Consider the following 14,703-nt stretch of genomic DNA (forward strand, 5'->3'; position numbering starts at 1 on the left):
CGGGTCAGGGCGCGGTTGCGGTTGCGCCGGGGGCCGGAGTCTTCGGCGGGGTGAAGCCCGGCTGATACGTGATCTTGGCGGCCGCACGTGCGGCATCCAGCTGCTTCTGCATAGCGGTGCCAAGCGACTGGCGACGCAGCAATTCAAGTGCCGCAGGGCGCGCCTGGGCTTCCGGCGTCGGCGATGGCGTGGTCGATGTGATCACGCTTGCGACGATGCGGCCCTTGTCCGGCGTGACGAACGGCTCGCCAGCGGGGAGGGCTGCGATCTTCGCCGCGACCGGGGGCGGCAGCATCGCGCTGTCGAGATCGGCCTTGCCGCGCGTGAACTGGATTCCCGCTGCGGACAAAGTCGCCGCAACCGCCTCGAGCGAATGCGCAGGCTCGAGCTGACGCAACACCGTCTGGTCGGTCGGCTGCGGGAACGAGATCTGGTCGAGCGTGTAGCGCTTGCGCTCGCTGAACAGCGTTGGATTCTCGGCGATGAACTTGTCGACCGCTGCGGTGTCGGGCAAGGCGACGCCCTTCGCTGCCTTGGTGGTCAGCAGGTTGATGATCAACGCATCCTCACCGCGGCGCAGCTGTTCGAGATAGTTGGGCGACTTGTCGAGGCCCTCGGCCTTGGCTTTCTGCACGAGCAGCTTGCGATCGACGATCTGCTGGACGACCTGCGCCATGACCGCCTTCTTGTCGGCGGTCGCCGGGATGTTTGCGGCCTGCAGTTCGGCGTTGACCTCCTGCTGCGTGACTTCCTCGCCATTGACGACGGCGACGACCTGGCCGCCGACCTTCTTCTCGCAGCCCCCAACGAGCAGGAGCAGCGCGCCTGCGCCCGTGATCAGCATCGTCTTGTTGCGCATCATTTTTGGTACCCCTTTAAATGTCTGAAAGTGTCGTTTTACTGGAAGTGAGCGTCAGGCCGGGCCGATTAGCACGGACTTCATCCGGGGGCCGACCGCGCCGAACAGGGCGGCGGCGAAATGGTCGAGGCTCGCACGAGCGTCGCCGGCATTGATCGTCGAGATCCGCACCAGCACGCCATCGGGAATGAGTCCGCGCAGGTTTTCCTCAATCACCGCGAGTTTCTGATCCGACCATTTGCGGGGGAACAGATGCCCAAGCCGCGTCCAGTAGATCATCTGTTCGGTGCGCAGTTCGGTCTCTGCGACGATGAAACGAGTCGGCACCTCAACCCCGGGGGCGAGCTTGACGTCGCGATCCTCGATGTCGGTCAGGCGGAACCCACCCGCGGGATAGCAGACTTCCGGGCGATGAACCTGGATCGTCCCGTCCTGCGAGCCGGCATAGGCGATCAGCAGCATCATCATGCCGCCGTCGGGGTGCTGGTACACCCGGGTGAGCAATTCGCTGTAAATCCGGTCGCGAAGTTGGTCGGCGGGCGGCAGCACCAGACCGCTGGCCGCCTGGAAATGCCAGCCGGCGAAATCGTGCGGAACCAGCGCATCGAGCTTGGCGGTGCCGAGCGTGCGCAAGACCGTCCGTGGCTTGAAGGCGAGCGCGGCACCCGCCGCAGCGAGCAACCCTGCTCCCGCCAGAACCTGGCGACGGGGCAGGGCAGGGCTGGACGGCCCGACGGGCGGCAGGTGCTGGTCGGCGATGAATTGGCTCATGCGATGTGTCCTTCGGGTGCCCAGCGCTGGCGCAGCGGCGTGAAGATCCAGTCGATCACGAAAATGCCGAGCAAGGCAGTAACGAACATCGTCATACCCGCCAGTTCGTGGAAGAAGCCCTGTCCGGCCGCTTCACCGAAGTGATAGGTGATGAGCAGCAGCATCAGCACGCGCACGAGATTCGCCAGCACCGCGATCGGCACGATGCACGCGACGAGCAGCAGCATGTAGCGCCAGTTCGAGCTATGCCGCAGATAAGTGTAGAACAACCCCAGCGCAGTCAGGCTGATCAGCGAGTTCAAGCCAGCGCAAGCGGCCGCCACCAGCATTTCATATTGCCCGATCTGGATCGTCACACCGGATCCCGCCACGGGATAGCCCAGCAGATACAGGATATCGACCGACCACTGCGAGATGGCGATCTTGAGCGGCTGCGTCAGCGCAGCGAACAACGTGTCGGGCGGCGGGAAGACGAACAGCAGATAGACCAGCGGAAACCAGATCGCGCGCACCGCCGCACCGCCGTAGACCGCATAGAAGACAACGATCAGGCACAGGTACATCACGATCGATTCGACCTCGATCACCGAGGTGATCCGCGCGACGGTGAATAGCGCGAGCAACGGTACGAGGAGGACCGCGGCGATCAGCGCGTTGCCCGGAGCGGCCACCGCCGCGACCCGGTGCCGTTCCCGCAGCACCAGCCAAATCCCGGTAGCCAGTACCAGCGGACCGTGCGCGCCCTGTTCGGTGCTCCAGCTCTCCCGGGCGACGTCAAGCATCGTCGGAATAAGGAAAACCAGCACCGCGGCGATCAGAAACAGCAGCGCCGGGGTCCAGACACGGGACTGTGGCGTGACTTTTGGAGGGGTAATCGTCGTCAACATCACACGGGGCCTCGGCGGGAGCAAGGTAGGAGCCACGGGTCCGACTCGATGACTCCGAGAAGGACAATGGGGTTTTGGCAATCGTCACGGCGTGACGGCATGAGGGGATCCCAGTGCCTCACCGCACGACCGTCAGCTGCGTTGCAAGGGTTTGAGAACGTACCAGATATACACAAGGATCGCGACAATCGCGATGACCGCCAGCGCATGCTGTTCGTGGTTTCCAAGGTAATTCGCGACCGCGCACCCAATCGCGGGGGGGGCATAATGGATCATCTTGTCGCTCGGCGTTTCGGCGGTCGAGCGTTGCAGGAACAGGATGATCAGCCCGGCAAAAATGGCCAACGTCAGCCAATCGTAAAGCGTTTCCAAGTGTTTCCCTCCCAATCCCCACGTCGTCACCGGCGCGGGGAGGACGTCTGCCAATTCGGCTAGTTACGGCGCATGCGGTAAATAGCCTCATAACCGCGATGAATACATCGGGTTTTTTTCGTACACCGGATGGTTGGTCCGGAAACGAAACAATGTCTCAATACGCTTTGTCGTGCACGATTACCCGGAATGTCGCGAGCATGATCGCGATGTCGCGTCCGAGCGACCAGTCATTAAGATACTCAAGATCCGCCTGTAACCGCTTGACGAGATCGTCGCGCTCGCGCGTTTCGCCACGCAATCCGCGGACCTGCGCCAGACCGGTGATCCCGGGCTTGAGCGCATGACGATGCCAGTAGCGCTGGTCGACTTCCCAGAAACGCTGTTCGCCGGCAAGTGAGCCGAGCGCATGCGGACGTGGGCCCACCAGGCTCATCTCGCCGCGGAGCACGTTGAACAACTGCGGAAGTTCATCGATGCTGACTGCGCGGATCAGCCCGCCGACACGCGTCACGCGGCGATCGTTGCGGGTGATCGAACGGTTTCCGTCGGCGTCGCAATCCTCGACGTGCATCGAGCGGAACTTGAACACCGAGAACAACCGGTTCGACCGGCCGAGCCGCTGCTGGTGGAACAGGATCGGCCCCTTGCTGTCGAGCTTGATCGCGAGCGCCACCGTCAACAGCAGCGGCGAGAGCGCGATGATCGCGGGCACCGTGACCGCCAGATCCATCGCGCGCTTGATCGCGCGGCTGCGAACGTCGAGCGGACCCGACGCGACCTGCATCACGCTCTGGCCCTCGTACCGCATGATCCGGTTCGCACCCGCTTCATCGAATTCGGGGGCAAGGACGAACCCCTGGACGTCGGTGCCTTTGAGCAGCAGCGACCAGGCGGCGCGGTCCTCGATCGCGCAGCACACCAATACGAAATCGGCGCCGCGCACGGCCGTACCGAGCCGGTCGAGCATGTTGGGATCGCGCAGGTTGGGACGCAGACCGTAGGCGGCCGCGTCGATGACCCAGGCATCGCCCAGCGGAGGGAGATCGCAATTGTCGAGGATGATCAGTTCGGTGCGCAACACCGCGCCCAAAGTGCGCCGGACGACGCTGTTGAAACTGTAGCGTCCGAGTCCAACCAGCACGATGGCAAGGGCTGCCCCGGTCGCAAACACGATCCGCGAGAATTCCAGCGAGGCGCGCGAGAAGAATGCCACGAACAGCACCGCAGCCATCGCGAAGATTAGCGCGCCGACCGCCTTGGCCATTCCCTTCTTCCAGTTGAGCAGGACCTGATAGCCGTACGCATTGCCGTTCAGCGCGACGAGCGCGTAGATCGGCGCGACCAGCATTGCCAGCCGCAGGCCGTTCGACCCGAACGTTGGTTCGGGACGCAGCAATCCCGCCGCCAGGAAGGCGAGCAGGATCGCGACGAAGTCGAACACGCCCAGCAGCACGTACAGCTGGAACCGACGCGTCTGTTTGGAAATCGGTGTCGCCCCGGCATGAAGGCGTTGGAACTCAGTTTCGCCGTCTGCTTTTTGCAGCATGTCTCTCGCAGACTCCGGTGCAAGCAAGGCGTGGAACAAACAAAAATCTCGCGAACTGCTTGTTTTCGCGAGCTTTCTTCAGCGCCACGCACTGCCCTGGGGGCAGGCGGACGCTTGGATTAATAGGTCGGTTGGGGAACTTCAACAGCGTTGTTGCGGGCCTCCCGGGATGTCATTCCGGCATAGTTCCTCGAAAGGGACGATCGGTTTACGCACGCACCCAATGTAGGGCGCAAGGCCCCCATACGGTGCATAGTGTAACCGAACCTTACCGATATTGCATGTGCGAAATCCCCATTGACCATGTGCGGCTGACCTGCGGCCAGTCCGTTTGCGTAATATGCGATAAACATGCCCAAATTCCGTTAATAGCAGGTGAACCGTGTTCGAACGGATGGTTCAGGCCCGGTCAGGAATGCTCGCCGGATGAGCGATTGACGGCTATTGCATCGCAATGCGCGTTTCTGTTCATCCCGCGCGATCCGCTTCGCGCCGTGTTCTGCCGATCTTAGCGGACGCCCTGAAATATCTCGCTGATTGGGTCGAACCGCTTGGGATCGAAGAACTTTCGTTGGCCAATGCCGGTGGACGCATGCTCGCGACGCCGATTCGGGCCCGAATCGACCTGCCCCGTCGTGATTCAGCCGCGATGGACGGCTACGCGCTGGGCAGCGAGACCATAGGCAGCACGCCGCCGCGTTGGAAGATCGTCGAGCCGCACGACGACGCAGACACCGCGATCAAGGCAGACGAAGCACTTCGCGTTGCCACCGGGGCACCACTTCCGCAGGGAGCGGTACGCGTTCTGCCGATCGAGCGCGCGATCGTCGCGGACGGATGGGTATCGTCCGACGAAGCGGTTACCGAGCGGTCCTACGTCCGGGCACGAGGTTCCGATCTGCGAAGCGGGGAGATCGCACTCGCTGCGGGTCGTCGGATCGATCCGCGCGCGCTGGTCGCGGCGGCGGCCGCGGACGTCGCCACCGTCACGGTCAGGCGCAAGCCGCGGGTCGGGGTGCTGATCCGCGGCGACGGTCTGGCAGCGGCGGGCCAGGCGGCGAACGACAGCAAGGCGGTCCCCGACATGCTTGGTGAGGCACTGTTGCTGTTCGCTGCGACCTGGGGCGGGCAGCCATGCGAAACGGTACGGATCGCGGAAGATTCGGCGGCATTGGTCGGGGCGGTCGCGGCAATGCGCGACGGTGTCGATGTCATCGTGCTGGTCGGCGGCGCCGCACACGGCGCACGGGATGCGGCCAAGGCGGCGCTCGCCGGGCAGGGGTTGGACCTCGGGTTCGACGGATTGGCGATCCGACCGGGGCGGCCGACCTGGTGCGGACGTATCGGCGGGATACCGGTGCTCGCGCTCCCGGGGAACCCGACCGCGGCGATGACGGTCGCACGGTTGCTGCTCGCACCGCTGCTCGCGCAGCTGGGCGGGGAGGACGTCGGGGCGGCGCTGTCGTGGGAGCCACTGCCGTTGCTCGCCGCGGTTCCGCCGACGGGAGCGCGCGAGGCGTTCCTTTGCGCGGCGACGGAGGGCTACGGAGTCCGCATCCTTGATCGTCGCATGACAACGGGGCAGTTGATGCTCGCCTCGGCGGATCGGCTGGTAATGCGTCCGGCCGAGGGGGCGGCGCTTGCGGCGGGTACGCCGGTGCCGACCTTGCGGTTCTGATCGCCGTGGCGCTACCGCCCGGTACGCCGTAGCGCCGCGAGATCGTCCGGGAAATTGACGTTCGGGATCGGATCCGCAAGCGTCAGCGCGCGCGCGTCGATGGTCTGCGCCCATCCGCGCATCGATCGATCTTCCGCCTGCATCAGATGCTCGATCAGCATGTCCGCGCACGACGACGGCCACAGCCCGATGACGGGGCAGCCGCGCACGAAGACGGGCGCGCCGATCTCCGCTAGACGTTCCGCCAGATCCACCGGAAGGTCAGGGGTATCGCCCGGGATCGTCAGCACCGTCGCATGGCCATGCCGACGCGCATGATTCAGCGCGGCTGCGAGACCGCCCAGCGGCCCTAGCCCGGGGGCGGGCAGGTCGGTTAGCCCCATGGTGCCCGCAGCGTCGCGTCCGCATACCACCACCGCGTCGGTCCGCGCAGCGAGCCAGGCGATCGCATGGTCGAGCAGCGTACGCTCGCCCAGCCGTGCCGCCAGCTTGTCGCTGCCGAAGCGACGCGATTCGCCGCCTGCCAGAACCGCGCCAAGCAACGTCACGCGACCAGCCCCGGTGCCGAAGCCGGACAGAGCTGCAAGGTCAGCGTGTCTGATCGCACCAACGTCGCCAGCGTCAGCCCCGCCGCCGCCGCGCGCTCGAGCGCGAGCGAAGTCGGCGCGGAGATCGTCGCGAGCAACGGGCAGTCGGCGCGCACGGCCTTGTCGACCAGTTCGAACGAACAACGCGAGCTGAGCAGTGCGAACCCGCCGTCCCACCCAAAACCGCCGCGCGCCATCGCGCCGATCAGTTTGTCGAAGGCATTGTGGCGGCCGACATCCTCGCGCACCAGCAGGATCGTTCCGTCGGGTGCCGCCAGCGCAGCCGCATGGACCGCGCCGGTTGCCCGGTTGAGCGGCTGGTGGTCGCGCAGGGTACCCGCCGCCGCGAACAACGCCCCCGCATCGGCGAGGCTCCAGGCGGTGACCTGCGGCAAGGGCATGAGCGCCCGGTCGAGGCTATCGCGCCCACACAGGCCACACGCCGAGTCGGTCGTGCGCGGGCGCATCCGCTCCATCACCGCGACCGGATCCGGTCGCAGCCGGTCGACCCGGACGATCATCCCGATGTCGAGCGCGGCGACGTCGATGCTCGACAGGTCGTCGGTGCCCGCGATCTCGCCTTCGGCAAGCAACAACCCCACGACGAAATCTTCCAGATCGTGCGGGGTCGCCATCATCACGGCAAACCCCACGCCATCGAGTTCGATCGCAACCGCTACTTCCTCTGCGATCCCGCGACCGGAAGTTTCGCGTCCGCCCTCGATCGATACGGTTTCGAGGACAGGGCGGAGGGACGTTGCGTGCGACGGCAAGCCGGTGGGATCAGCGAATGGGTTTGGCATTGGTCGATCTAACGCACGGCACGCCAGGGTGGAAGCATCGCGGGATTCCGCCGCCCAGCCGCAAAGCGCCTGACGATACGGAACCTCGGTGGTTGCCGCTCGCTTTCCTGTTCTATGCCTGTCGCTTGCCCGTTTTGGGTCTCGCACGACCAGGACGCGCGCTGAACAATGGGAAATATCATGTCGGACAAGCAGATGTCGCATACACCCTCGGACCTTTCCGATCTTCCCAAGGATCTGCCGCACTCGCCGGGACCGGCGGGCGGGTGGGGCTCGCTTCGCGGTATCGCGAGCATTTTCGGCGAAACCTGGGCGACGCCGCCCGCGCTTGCCAGCATGGCCAAGATGAACAAGCCGAAGGGCGTGATGTGCGCGTCATGCGCCTGGCCCAAGCCGGTGAACTACTCCGCGTTCGAATTCTGCGAGAACGGGGCGAAGGCGACCTTGTGGGAATCGACCAGCGCACGGTGCGGCCCCGACTTCTGGACCAAGCCCGCGCACAGCGTCACCGAATTGCGAAGCTGGCGCGATCACGATCTGGAGAAGACCGGTCGGCTGACGCACCCGCTGCGCTACGACGCCGAAACTGATCGCTATGTCGAAACCACCTGGGACGAGGCGTTTGCGGGGATCGCGGGTGCGCTCAAGCCGCTCGATCCGGACAGTGCGGTATTCTATTCGTCGGGGCATGCCGGGCTGGAGGCGTCCTATCTCTTTGCGCTGCTGGCGCGGGTCTATGGCACCAACAATCTGCCGCAAAGCTCCAACATGTGCCACGAGACCACATCGGTTGCGCTGAAGAAGGTGATCGGCTCCCCCGTGGGGACGATCGTGTGGGACGACCTCGCGGAAACCGACGCGTTCTTCTTCTTCGGCCAGAACCCGGGGACCAACAGCCCACGCTTCCTCCACCCGCTCAAGGACGCGAAGGATCGTGGCGCCAAGATCGTCACGTTCAACCCGATCATCGAGCAGGGGCTTGTCTCCTTCGTCGATCCGCAAAGTCCGGCTGCAATGCTGACGGGCAAGGAGACCAAGATCTCCGACCAATATCACCAGTTGAAGGCGGGCGGCGACATCGCGGCGATGCTGGGGATGTGCAAGGTCGTGGTGGAGGCGGATGACGCGGCGAAGTCGGCCGGTACCGCGCACGTCATCGACCATGCCTTCATCGCGCAACATACCACCGGCTTCGATACGTTCATCGACCGCTGCCGCACCGTGGCCTGGTCCGAGATCGAGCAGGAGAGCGGACTGACCGAAGCCGCACTGCGCGATGCTGCCAGGGTCTATATCGCTGCCAAGAACGTCATCGGCGTCTACGGCATGGGTCTGACCCAGCACGCACACGGCGCGACCAATGTCGCGATGCTCGTCAACCTGCTGCTGCTGCGCGGGAACATCGGGCGACCGGGGGCAGGGTGCTGCCCGGTCCGCGGGCACAGCAACGTCCAGGGGCAGCGCACCGTCGGGATCGCCGAGAAGATCGAGCTGATCCCGGTCGACAAGCTGAAGGCGCTGTTTCACTTCGATCCGCCGTCCGAGAACGGCATGAACATCGTCGAGGCGAGCGAAGCGCTGTTCGAGGGCAAGGTGCGCGCGTTCATTTCGCTCGGCGGCAATCTGGTGCGTGCGGTGCCCGACCAGAAGCGGATGGAGCAGGCGTGGGCGACTCAGGACCTGACCGTCATGGTGTCGACCAAGCTCAACCGCAGCCATCTGTTCCCTGGCAAGCTCGCCTATATCCTCCCGTGCATCGGACGCTTCGAGGAGGATGATCAAGCGAGCGGTCCACAGACCATCACCACCGAAGACAGCTTCTCGATGATCAACGCGTCGATCGGGCATCGCACGCCCGTGTCGGACAAGGTGATGAGCGAACTGGCGATCGTCACCGGTATCGCCAAGGCGACCCTTGCGCCGAGCGAGCATCTCAAGTGGGACGCCTGGACTGCCGATTATAGTCTGGTCCGCAATCTGATCGAGGCGACCTATCCTGACGATTTCCGGGACTATAACCAGCGGATGTATCAGGCCGGCGGGTTCTACCGCGGCAATGGCGCGCATGAGCGGGTGTGGAAGACGGAATCGGGCAAGGCGGAGTTCACCACGCCGGGTGAACTGACGTCGATCGGGTTCAAAGATGCACCCGGCCGGTTCCGGCTGATCACGATGCGTTCGAACGATCAGTTCAACACAACTATTTACGGCTATTCGGATCGTTTTCGCGGGATCGAGGGGACCCGCGACGTTTTGCTGATGAACCCCGATGACATTGCGGCAGCCGGGCTCGTCAACGGCCAGAAGATCAAGCTGACCACCGACGTCGATGACGGCCATGACCGCCACCTAGGGGGGCTCACGCTGACCGCGTACAAGATCCCGCGCGGAACGATCGCGGGCTATTATCCCGAATGCAACGTGCTGGTCCCGATGAGCCATCACGACGAAATGTCGAAGACCCCGGCAAGCAAATCGGTGCCGGTCCGTATCGCGGCGGATGATCCTGCCCCGGCAACAATAGGATAAGCCGGATGTGCAGCAGAGTGTCGGCAGTGTCGGCACTCTGATGCGGTCCAGACGGTTGCCGAGTTGTGATCTTCGCTAAATCCATGGTGAAAGCGGCTGACCATTCGCGGGTAGGTAACGCCCTGAACTTGCGATGTTGTTTTCTGAGCTCGCTGCGAACTTTCAACGAAATTAATTCGACATCAGCAACATCACGAGCCAATATGATGTTATATATGCAGTATGGGCGATAACATAAAAGCCATCGCGCTCGTCGGCAGAGCGGACAGGGCATTGCACCGAGGGGAATGATCCGGGGAGCAATATGCATTTCTTGGTGAACGCAGATCGGTCGTCGGTGTCGGCGAATTTCCGTGTCAAGCCACGGACCGATTGCGACAATCCCGTTTTGACACGGTTCGCAATGGCCGTATGGCGCTATCGTCGAGCGTCTGGCGTGAATGAGTAGGGTTTAGAATGGGCGTACGGTTCAAATCGGTGCGTCGGCATCCATCGCGCGTATTGCTGCCGTTGTGGATCATTTTGGTCGTTGCCTATTTCACCTGGCAATCCGGTACGTACCGCGGAGTCGTCGCGCTGCTCGCGGAATGGCAGTTCAATGAATTCGGCGTCTATCACCCGCTGTTGACGTTCCTGTTGTTCGTGCTGTTGCTCGCACCGCTGCCATTCCTGTTTACCGGGCGTCGCCGCAAATCCCCTCGTGCAGCATCTGCTGCGGTTCCGGCGACCGATACAGTGTCGGCCAGACCCGATTTCTTTCGTGCAATTCGCTCCGCATCGCGGTTTCTCAACGTGTTGGTGTACACGGCGGCAGGATGTTTCATCGCGGCGCTGATTGTCGCGTTCATGCTCCTGCTACTCCCTTCTGCGAAAGGGCCGATGCAAAGCCTGACGGCGAGCACGACGTCGCCCGCCGTCCCGGCGCAGGGCCTGACCGAACTGCGCGGCAATATCATTTATACGCGCACGTCCGCATTCGACGAGGATCTGTGGTTCGTGCGGCGTAACGTGCGCTTCGCGCCGATGATCGATCCCGCAGCCGACCCGTCGTACATTCGCTATTTTATCGAACTCGCGCCTACCGACGGATCCGCCGACACCGCCGCCGCCAGCGCGCGCGAGGGCATTCTGGTCGCAGATGCGCTGCCGGGCGAACTGTTTCGCCTGTATCGCTATGCCGGCTACCGCATGACCCCCAAACACTATGTGCTGTTCCGGTCGGCGATGTCGATGCGCTGGCCCTATCTGGTCTGGATCACGGAGTTTGCGGTCGCCGGGTTGCTGTTTGGCATCGCAGCCCTCGTACAATGGCTCCGCCGCCGCCGCCTGATTGCGCTGGAGCGCAAGGCTGATGCCGCATTGGCAGAGAGCTTAACGCAGGACTAACCACAGATCGTCACGCGCTGTTGAGGCTAATGCGGGCATGGCAGTGTCATGTTGGCACTCAAGGCAGTATTGGCGATGCCCGGCCTGGTCGGTGTGCTGGCGTTTGTCGGTTTGTCGTTCAGTGCGCACCCGCCCCCCCACAAAGTGAAGCCGTCCGCGCGTACGGCACGCATCGTGGCCGCGGCACCGCCCCGCGCATTGGTTGATCCGGCAACTACGCTGAACCATCGCTACAGCCGCGCACCCGACGGGCTTTTCTACGTGATCGGGCGGGTCAACGGAGTGAAGGTGCGCTTCCTGCTGGATACCGGCGCTACAATGATCGTGCTGACCCCGGCCGATGCGGCTCGGGTCGGTGCGCCGCGCGGTGCGACGTCGCGCCATTCCGTCATGGAAACCGCAGCCGGCCCATCGGCGATCGATCGCGTCACGCTCGATCGGGTCGCAATTGCAGGCCACACCGTCGCGGACGTCGATGCGGCGGTGGTGCGACGGGGACTGAAGGTTTCGTTGCTGGGCCAGGACTTGCTGTCGCAACTGGGGCCGGTCACGATTTCGGGTAACCAGCTCGAACTGAACTGATTCCGCCAGGCCCAAACGCGGTTCGGGTTAGGCCAAGATCGTCGTGCGGCGCGTCCGACGGGCCATCCGCAACGCAGACCCCACCACCAGGAACCCGCTGAGCAGCATTACCCAGGTCGAAGGCTCCGGTACGGCCGGCGCAGGCGTTGGCGTATCGGTACCGGTTCCGGAATTTCCCGCCCCGGGCGTGCCCGAACCCGGCGTGCCGGGTGTTCCGCCGCCGGGCGTGGTGCCCGCGAAGCCCGACGATCCCGACCCCGGCTGCTGAATGACGGGAGCAAACGGTTGGCCTCCGGCGGTGGGTCCTGTGCCACCGGTTCCCACGCTTGCGACGTCGACTGGCGGTAGCGGCGCGGGGGTTTCTGCGACCGGGCCGACGGCCCCCGGTGCACCGCCGCCTGGCGCTACCGGCGGCAATGGGCGTGCGCCGAGTACGAACCCGGCGGGTGGCACCTGCGACCGGCGTGTTCCGCGATCGGCGCCGGGCGCGCGCGGGTCGGCGAGACCCGAGAGATAGCTGGCATTCCGCGTGGAGAGGCTACCGGGGCCGATACCGCTACGCATTCCGGCGCCGTTCGAGGCGAGCGTCGCGGTAAACGCCTTGGGCAGACCGCCGTCGGTGATAAACACCGCACGCGTGTTCTGCGGCGCCATCGCTGCGATCAGGAAGGTCGCGCTCAACACGCCGACCGTAAGCGCGCGGGCCTTGTTTTCGCCGCGTTTGAAATCGGATACTTGCTCAGCCATATTTCCCCTATATGCAATTGCGTATTCGATTGCGACAAATTTGATCGCAGCGATTCCCCCTGTGGGACGCGTTTCGTTTCGCGTAAGCCGACAACCAATGCGCTGATTTCGGAGGAGAAAGCAGCGTGTCTGTAGCGAAATGGAGCTTTAGATATGCGGCGACCCGATTGTGATTGAGCAGCATCGACACCGTATTGGCACCGCGCATCGTGCGATGATTTCAGCGGGGATCGCAGTCGGAATCGCGTTCGGCATCGGCGGATGCGCCGGAACGCCTCAGCCGCCGTATGACGATTCGCAGAAACTCGTGCGGGCCACGCTCAAGATCCTGACCGACGACGGCAACGCGATCTGCGTCGACAATCGCACCAACGGCAAGCCGCTCGCGATCTTCGCGACAATGGCGGTTGCCCCAGCGCCATCACGGCGTCCGCTCGCGTGGCACACGGTTGCGCCGCTGCGGTCGAGTGCTGCGCTGACGACGCGGCAAATCTATCAGGATACGATCGTCAACAAGCCCGCGCATATCCCCGACCCTACCAACACCACCCCGACGCTCGCCTATCTGGACCAGCAACGGTTGAACAACGCCGCCATGGTGCAGTCCCGCACCGGGCAAACGAGGACGGTCGACTTGCCCGGCGGCTTCAATGTGCCGCGAGTCGATGCACGGTGGTGGCCGTTCGTGCGGCTTTCGCGCAAATGTTACCTGAAATACGTCGTATCGGACCCGGTCTGGTCGGACGACCTGGGCTTCGTCACGGTCAACATCGAACATTGGGGCACGACCTACGCGTTTCAGCGTCACGACAAGGACTGGGTCCCGGTCGCGCAGTGGAGCAACTGGCTGTTCTGAGCGGGATCAGCTGCCGTCGTCGCCAAACAAGGGTAGCGCGGCGGGACCGTCCGACAGCGTGTCGAAGGTCGATACCGTCACGCCGACCAATCGGATCCCCTTGGTCGGCGGCAGGACCGAGCGAATGAGGTCCCGACTGGCGGCGCTGAGCTTCTCGGCGGTGTCGATCGCGTACGGGTAGGTGCGGCTCCGCGTGATCTGTTGGAAGTCGGTGTATTTGACCTTCACCGTCACGGTCCGCCCATAGGCCTGCGCCTTTTCGCACCAGCCCCACACGTCGTCCGCCATCTCCTGCACCCCCGACTGGATTTCGACCGGGTCGAGCAGGTCGCGGTTGAAGGTCGTTTCCGAGCCGGAGGATTTGCGGATCCGGTCCGGATCGACCGGCCGCTGATCCTCGCCGCGCGCGATCGCGTGATACCAGTCGGCGGCATTGCCGAAATGGGCGCGCAGGAAGTCGATCGACTTGGCGCGCAGGTCCGCCCCCGTCGTGATGCCAAGCGCGTGCATCTTCTTGGCCGTCACCGGCCCGACGCCATGGAAGCGCGCGACCGGCAAGGTCTCGACCCACGCCGCCCCCATGTCGGGCGTGACCGCGAACTGGCCATTGGGCTTGCGCTGGTCGGATGCGAGCTTGGCGAGGAACTTGTTGTACGAAATGCCTGCGGACGCCGTGAGCCCCGTCTCCTCCAGGATCCGTGCGCGGATCGCCTTGGCGGTCGCCCAGGCGGTCGGCAGGCCCTGCAGGTTCGCGGTGACGTCGAGATACGCCTCGTCGAGCGACAGCGGCTGGACGAGCGGGGTGTACTCGCGGAAGATCGCCTGGATCTGTCGCGAGACCTGTTTGTAGACGTCGAAGCGCGGCGGCACGAACACCAGATCGGGGCAGCGCCGCAACGCGGTGACCGATGGCAGCGCGGATCGCACGCCGAACACGCGCGCCTCATAGCTGGCCGCTGCGACCACACCGCGTGCGGCGGCATGGCCCACCGCGATCGGCTTTCCGCGCAGCGACGGATCGTCACGCTGTTCGACCGAGGCGAAGAAGGCATCCATGTCGACGTGGATGATCTTGCGGGGCGGGGGCTCCATGCGCG

At 64.2% G+C, this 14,703-nt stretch carries 14 protein-coding genes; 5 read left to right on the plus strand and 9 right to left on the minus strand.

From position 1 onward, the window contains the following. Positions 1 to 4: 4 nt before the first annotated feature. The 5 genes from AC3WJR_RS02105 to AC3WJR_RS02125 all read right to left on the minus strand — a co-directional run bounded on the left by AC3WJR_RS02105 (position 5) and on the right by AC3WJR_RS02125 (position 4,438). Positions 5 to 862, minus strand: a complete 858-nt coding sequence (locus AC3WJR_RS02105) for a peptidyl-prolyl cis-trans isomerase (protein WP_354279564.1) — start codon at positions 860 to 862, stop codon at positions 5 to 7. Positions 863 to 913: 51 nt separating this feature from the next. Beyond that, complete coding sequence (epsI, locus tag AC3WJR_RS02110) at positions 914 to 1,630, minus strand: exosortase-associated protein EpsI, V-type (RefSeq protein WP_354279566.1); 717 nt, start codon at positions 1,628 to 1,630, stop codon at positions 914 to 916. Beyond that, positions 1,627 to 2,517 (minus strand): exosortase V, encoded by an 891-nt coding sequence (gene xrtV, locus AC3WJR_RS02115; RefSeq protein ID WP_492721866.1) that lies wholly within the window; start codon positions 2,515 to 2,517, stop codon positions 1,627 to 1,629. The genes epsI and xrtV overlap by 4 nt, the downstream gene beginning before the upstream one ends. Before the next feature lie 132 nt (positions 2,518 to 2,649). Continuing rightward, complete coding sequence (locus tag AC3WJR_RS02120) at positions 2,650 to 2,889, minus strand: XrtV sorting system accessory protein (RefSeq protein ID WP_354279570.1); 240 nt, start codon at positions 2,887 to 2,889, stop codon at positions 2,650 to 2,652. Positions 2,890 to 3,046: 157 nt separating this feature from the next. Next, complete coding sequence (locus tag AC3WJR_RS02125) at positions 3,047 to 4,438, minus strand: sugar transferase (RefSeq protein WP_492721868.1); 1,392 nt, start codon at positions 4,436 to 4,438, stop codon at positions 3,047 to 3,049. 454 nt (positions 4,439 to 4,892) lie between these two features. On the opposite strand from AC3WJR_RS02125, the gene AC3WJR_RS02130 reads away from it, so the two are divergent. Next, on the plus strand, positions 4,893 to 6,116 hold the full coding sequence (locus tag AC3WJR_RS02130) for a molybdopterin molybdotransferase MoeA (RefSeq protein ID WP_492721870.1): 1,224 nt from the start codon (positions 4,893 to 4,895) through the stop codon (positions 6,114 to 6,116). An 11-nt stretch (positions 6,117 to 6,127) separates the two neighbouring features. Here the strand turns inward: AC3WJR_RS02130 and mobA are convergent, their stop codons facing one another. Beyond that, positions 6,128 to 6,664: a molybdenum cofactor guanylyltransferase gene (mobA, locus tag AC3WJR_RS02135; RefSeq protein ID WP_492721872.1), complete on the minus strand. Its 537-nt coding sequence runs from the start codon at positions 6,662 to 6,664 to the stop codon at positions 6,128 to 6,130. Then, positions 6,661 to 7,506: a formate dehydrogenase accessory sulfurtransferase FdhD gene (gene fdhD, locus AC3WJR_RS02140; RefSeq protein WP_492721874.1), complete on the minus strand. Its 846-nt coding sequence runs from the start codon at positions 7,504 to 7,506 to the stop codon at positions 6,661 to 6,663. Before fdhD ends, mobA begins: the two co-directional genes overlap by 4 nt. Positions 7,507 to 7,686: 180 nt before the next feature. Between fdhD and AC3WJR_RS02145 the strand changes: the two genes are divergently transcribed. The 3 genes from AC3WJR_RS02145 (at position 7,687) to AC3WJR_RS02155 (ending at position 12,003) form a co-directional block, all read left to right on the plus strand. Beyond that, on the plus strand, positions 7,687 to 10,035 hold the full coding sequence (locus AC3WJR_RS02145) for an FdhF/YdeP family oxidoreductase (protein ID WP_492721876.1): 2,349 nt from the start codon (positions 7,687 to 7,689) through the stop codon (positions 10,033 to 10,035). 456 nt (positions 10,036 to 10,491) lie between these two features. Beyond that, complete coding sequence (locus tag AC3WJR_RS02150) at positions 10,492 to 11,421, plus strand: hypothetical protein (protein WP_492721878.1); 930 nt, start codon at positions 10,492 to 10,494, stop codon at positions 11,419 to 11,421. Between the two features lie 48 nt (positions 11,422 to 11,469). Further along, positions 11,470 to 12,003 (plus strand): retropepsin-like aspartic protease family protein, encoded by a 534-nt coding sequence (locus AC3WJR_RS02155; RefSeq protein WP_354279582.1) that lies wholly within the window; start codon positions 11,470 to 11,472, stop codon positions 12,001 to 12,003. A gap of 27 nt (positions 12,004 to 12,030) precedes the next feature. Here AC3WJR_RS02155 and AC3WJR_RS02160 read toward each other — a convergent pair whose 3' ends face one another. Beyond that, the gene (locus AC3WJR_RS02160; protein ID WP_492721881.1) at positions 12,031 to 12,750 is read right to left on the minus strand and encodes a PEPxxWA-CTERM sorting domain-containing protein; all 720 of its coding nucleotides are present in this window, start codon (positions 12,748 to 12,750) and stop codon (positions 12,031 to 12,033) included. 169 nt (positions 12,751 to 12,919) lie between these two features. On the opposite strand from AC3WJR_RS02160, the gene AC3WJR_RS02165 reads away from it, so the two are divergent. Next, the gene (locus tag AC3WJR_RS02165; protein ID WP_492721882.1) at positions 12,920 to 13,606 is read left to right on the plus strand and encodes a hypothetical protein; all 687 of its coding nucleotides are present in this window, start codon (positions 12,920 to 12,922) and stop codon (positions 13,604 to 13,606) included. A gap of 6 nt (positions 13,607 to 13,612) precedes the next feature. Here AC3WJR_RS02165 and dinB read toward each other — a convergent pair whose 3' ends face one another. After that, positions 13,613 to 14,698 carry a DNA polymerase IV gene (gene dinB, locus AC3WJR_RS02170; protein ID WP_492721884.1) on the minus strand — a complete coding sequence of 362 codons (1,086 nt, stop codon included), beginning with the start codon at positions 14,696 to 14,698 and terminating at the stop codon, positions 13,613 to 13,615. Positions 14,699 to 14,703 lie beyond the last annotated feature (5 nt).

The sequence above is a fragment of the Sphingomonas sp. FW306-05-A genome, assembly GCF_058782275.1.